1 protein-coding gene is annotated in these 709 nt (G+C 24.1%); it reads right to left on the bottom strand.

What is annotated here, in order from left to right:
• Positions 1–615, bottom strand: a 615-nt coding sequence (locus tag EA795_RS20680) for a replication initiation protein (RefSeq protein WP_122079240.1), incomplete at its 3' end; no start/stop codon positions are given.
• Positions 616–709: the final 94 nt, after the last annotated feature.

The following is a 709-nucleotide window of genomic DNA, read 5'->3' as shown; positions in this document are numbered from 1 at the left end:
AACTTTATTAATATTAAGATTATTAAAAATAGGTGTAAGCTCTTTAGATATTGGCTTTAATACACGTTTAGTAATGTCACACATTTGATAAGACTTTGATACGTCTAATCGAGTTCTAAAATCTTCCATTGATAATTTTAAATATCCAGTATGTTTATATTGTTTAAGTAAGCGAAACATGGTTTTAGAGTACGAAGATTTTAAATTAGTCAGTTCTTTTAATTCGAATTTTGTAAAATTACGAGTAATATCATTTAAAACAAACTTTAAGTCAGGATTAGTGGAAATTTCAAGATACTTCTCCGTTTTATGAATTTTAAAGTGATTGAAAAGTACAAAAAACTCTATTACATCTTCATCTTCTCTTCGATAAGTTATCTCGAGCATCTTTTTATAAATATTTTGTAAATCTCCAATAAAACGATTAAGATTTCTAGTTTCATAGTTATAATTACTTAAATATTTAAGTTCTTCAAAACTTAAATATAATTTATTAGTATCTTGTTCTTTTAGCTTATTACACATTGCAAAAAATAAGTCTATTTCAACAGAAGTAAATTTTCTCAAAGGAACCAAATTCATTTCATTATGATAAATAACAGTTTCGTTCGACATATATATCACTCCAAAAAGGTCATTATTTTTATAAGTCCTTGTATATCATATACATATTATCACTATAATAGTTTTATTAAAAGTATTTGCCACA

The sequence above is a fragment of the Stutzerimonas nitrititolerans genome (assembly GCF_003696285.1).
Classification (GTDB): domain Bacteria; phylum Pseudomonadota; class Gammaproteobacteria; order Pseudomonadales; family Pseudomonadaceae; genus Stutzerimonas; species Stutzerimonas nitrititolerans.
This window is presented reverse-complemented; position numbering and strand designations above follow the sequence as displayed.